We start from the raw sequence: 2,677 nt of genomic DNA, 5'->3' as shown, positions 1-2,677 counted from the left end.
TCATAGTTTTGCCAGCCACTTATTCGAAAGTGGCACAGATATAAAATATATCCAGTCACTTCTGGGACATGTTGATCCTCGCTCTACAGATGTTTACCTTCATGTGAGCAACAAGACACTTCTTGGGATCCGCAGCCCGTTCGACAACCCGGAAGGTGGTGAATCATGAGTAAGGATTGTACGATTCAGGATGTTTTTCATCGTTTTTATTCATCTTTTGAATCCACACATGATATTTCTCCCGCTCAGAGAAAAGCCGCTTGGGATTTATGTTTTGGTACAGTCGCATGAGTACAGGGATTCTTCTCCATCAGTTCCCATTTCACTGCCTGTTCAAAACAGTTCCTGAGCAGCTTATTAACATCCCTGACCGTACTGGACGATACAAATTCATTTCGACTGGTTTTATTTAATGGATTGATAACAGCACGCCTCTTCAAAAGACTCTGATAATATCTTTCGATGAAACGGGTATTGATCTCTGAGAGTTTCGTATCACCAATGATCGGAAGAATATAGTTATTGATAAGAGAGACATTTCCTTCATATGTAGAAAGCGCCCAGTTTTCTTTGCCATAAAGTGCAACATATTCTGTAATAAGCTCGTCCAGTGTTTTGCATTTACGGACGACAAATGATCCCATCTCTTTTTTATATTCAATTTCTTTTTTTCTTCTCTTTGCTCCATCCAGTCCTCAAATTCATCCCGACGGATCCTAACTCGATTGCCAACTTTTATTACTGTGAACTTTCCTTTATCCGCCCACTTGTTGATCATGCTTCTGCTGACCTTTGCCAGATAGGAAGCTTCATCAAAAGTAAGATACTTTATATTTCCATTGCTTCCTCGTATTCCGGTCTGTGATAATTTCTTCCGCCGGAAATTAGCCAGGGTAATATTTTGTTCCTGTGCAAGTTCTTCATAATCATTCGATGGATCCAGCTTATACCGATCCTGACCTTCCAGAAATTTTTGAAAACTCTCTTTTGTGATCCTTTTCTTTTCTGCAATCACAATGAATTCAAAAAAATGACTATACTTTGGATTATCAAGAATTGTATATACTGCGCTTCTGGTTGTTCCAAGCAGCTGTGCCATCTCAGGCATCGTAATTGTTGCATCTTCCAGAAGAGCGTCTTTTTCTCTGTCTTCCTTTGTTCGATACCGGGACTGGCTTTTGTACCAGTTCTGAAAAGATTCTTTTGGTATTCGTTTCCAGTAATCGACAATAACAGCTTCCATTTGATTTTTCTTGAGTAAATCATAAACAAGATACTCATCAACACCCAACAGATCCGCAACTTCCTTAACGGAATAGGACCAGGATTTCAATTCTTTCCCTGGTTCTTCTCCGGTAACTTTATGGTATTTAATCTGATTGGCGTACCATTTTTCAAAGCTGGCAATATTGATTCGTATCTTTCCGGCAATCTCTTTTGATTCAAAAACATTTTTATGCACCAGCCAGTATCGATCTGTCTTTTTTAATCCCAGTATCTTTCCCATTTCCGGCACGGTCATCCAGGTTCTCTTTTGTGTCGAACGCCGTTTGTAAGGACTGTCTTCTGATATCTTTGAAATGATTTCTTCAACATCGTCCATTTCCGGAACTTCTTTTTGTTTCATAATCGCTGTTGCCATTTATTCTTCACTTCCTGTCTTTTTAGTGTTAGTATTTTTTCTTATATCATATCTCAAATCCAGATAAAAATTTAGGATGTCGATTGCAGACAAAATCTGCCTGATCAACATCCTGTTTTTTACTGCTCCAAGTTATCGAGCCAGTCGTCAAAACTCTTCTTAGAGATGCGATACTTTCCGCCATCCAACTGGATCCACCGGAATTCTTTTTTCTTTAAAAGGTTATAAATAGTAGGTCTGCTGACTCCTAAGATTTCCTGTAACTCTTGTACTGTATAACATCTTTTCTCTAACATTTCTTTATCCTCTTTTCTTTGAAATATGAAAGAAAAATTATTCCTTCATATAACGAAACGCTCAGAGGTTGTTTTACAGTGGTCAAAAGCAAATTTTTTTACTTTTTTCTTACGAGTTTTCTTTAATGCAACTCGTAACATTAGATTTTTACATTTTTCATGAAATTAAGTAAAGAAAAAGAGCATATGGAATTGAATCCATACACTCTATGATTACTGGAACTTTATTTCATTTTTAATTCAACAAACTTGAATTTGACTTGCCTATTTTCTTAAAATCTCATGTGGAGCTTCTATTTCATTTGCCAAGGTATGCTCTGTTAATTCTGACATCAATTTCAATTTTTTATTAATCAATGGTCGCATACAATTAGGAACATGTTCTTGATGTGCTCTGTGGATTGCTACACATTCCTTACAGTTTCCGTGATAACGACAGGCTTTCAGGCAAGGACAGTGATCTTTGTCTTTATACTCCTTACGAAATTCCGCTGCAAATTCTTCTTGCAGTCTCAGCCCCTCGACACGGTTTCCCTTATGAAATTCTACCATTGCATCCAGTTCTTTCTGGTTCCCTTCAATCTTCATGTTATTATAGCGCCTCCATTTCAACTATTCCTCATTTTCTGATAAATTCCGATTGAACAAAATCGCTGCGCGATGGCCTGCCAAGGCTGTGGCGCAGTTTTATTTTTATTAAAAAGCAGTGGAATTACTTTTCATAATCCGTTATTGTTAA

General features: G+C 37.5%; 4 protein-coding genes. 1 reads left to right on the top strand and 3 read right to left on the bottom strand.

The window, feature by feature from the left end; genetic code table 11:
* Positions 1-169 (top strand): tyrosine-type recombinase/integrase (locus OCV70_RS18745; protein ID WP_262579992.1); only part of this gene is annotated, 169 nt, incomplete at its 5' end.
* Between the two features lie 76 nt (positions 170-245).
* On the opposite strand, the gene OCV70_RS18740 is transcribed toward OCV70_RS18745, so the two are convergent.
* The 3 genes from OCV70_RS18740 to OCV70_RS18730 all read right to left on the bottom strand — a co-directional run bounded on the left by OCV70_RS18740 (position 246) and on the right by OCV70_RS18730 (position 2,526).
* Positions 246-644 carry a tyrosine-type recombinase/integrase gene (locus OCV70_RS18740; RefSeq protein ID WP_243000487.1) on the bottom strand — a complete coding sequence of 133 codons (399 nt, stop codon included), beginning with the start codon at positions 642-644 and terminating at the stop codon, positions 246-248.
* Between the two features lie 1,117 nt (positions 645-1,761).
* A complete protein-coding gene (locus OCV70_RS18735) occupies positions 1,762-1,938 on the bottom strand; it encodes a helix-turn-helix domain-containing protein (RefSeq protein WP_005423637.1) in 177 nt (58 codons plus the stop codon).
* A 264-nt stretch (positions 1,939-2,202) separates the two neighbouring features.
* A complete protein-coding gene (locus OCV70_RS18730; RefSeq protein ID WP_004613237.1) occupies positions 2,203-2,526 on the bottom strand; it encodes a hypothetical protein in 324 nt (107 codons plus the stop codon).
* Between the last annotated feature and the right edge of the window lie 151 nt (positions 2,527-2,677).

The organism is Blautia acetigignens (assembly GCF_025566865.1).
Lineage (GTDB): Bacteria > Bacillota > Clostridia > Lachnospirales > Lachnospiraceae > Blautia_A > Blautia_A acetigignens.
The sequence above is the reverse complement of the archived record's forward strand: the minus strand, read 5'-3'. Positions and strand labels throughout refer to the sequence as shown.